Here is a 566-nt window from a genome sequence, read left to right on the forward strand (position 1 = left end):
TGAATCACTTTAGCGACAACCCCGGCGCCCACGGTCCGACCACCTTCGCGAATCGCGAATCGCAGCCCCTCTTCCATCGCAATCGGTGCAATCAACGTCACCGTCACCGACACGTTGTCTCCAGGCATCACCATCTCCGTCCCCTCAGGCAACTCAATCGCCCCCGTCACATCCGTCGTACGAAAGTAAAACTGCGGACGATATCCCTGGAAAAACGGTGTGTGACGACCCCCTTCATCCTTCGACAATACATAAATCTCCGCCGTAAACTTGGTGTGCGGCGTAATCGATCCAGGCTTCGCCAACACCTGTCCACGCTCCACGTCCTCACGCTTCGTCCCGCGCAGCAATACCCCAACATTGTCCCCCGCCTGCCCTTGATCCAGCAACTTGCGGAACATCTCAACCCCAGTACACACCGTCTTTTGCGTGGTCTTCAACCCCACAATCTCGATGTCATCCCCAACCTTCACTATCCCGCGCTCAATCCGACCCGTCACCACCGTCCCGCGCCCTGAAATGGAAAATACATCTTCCACAGGCATCAAAAACGGTCCATCAATCGC

The 566-nt window shown here is 56.4% G+C and carries 1 protein-coding gene; it reads right to left on the reverse strand.

Annotation, left to right across the window (positions count from 1 at the left end; genetic code table 11):
- A partial coding sequence (locus IV91_RS0113025; protein ID WP_031599163.1) for an EF-Tu C-terminal domain-related protein occupies positions 1 to 566 on the reverse strand: 566 nt, incomplete at both ends.

The organism is Ferrovum myxofaciens (assembly GCF_000735045.1).
Classification (GTDB): domain Bacteria; phylum Pseudomonadota; class Gammaproteobacteria; order Burkholderiales; family Ferrovaceae; genus Ferrovum; species Ferrovum myxofaciens.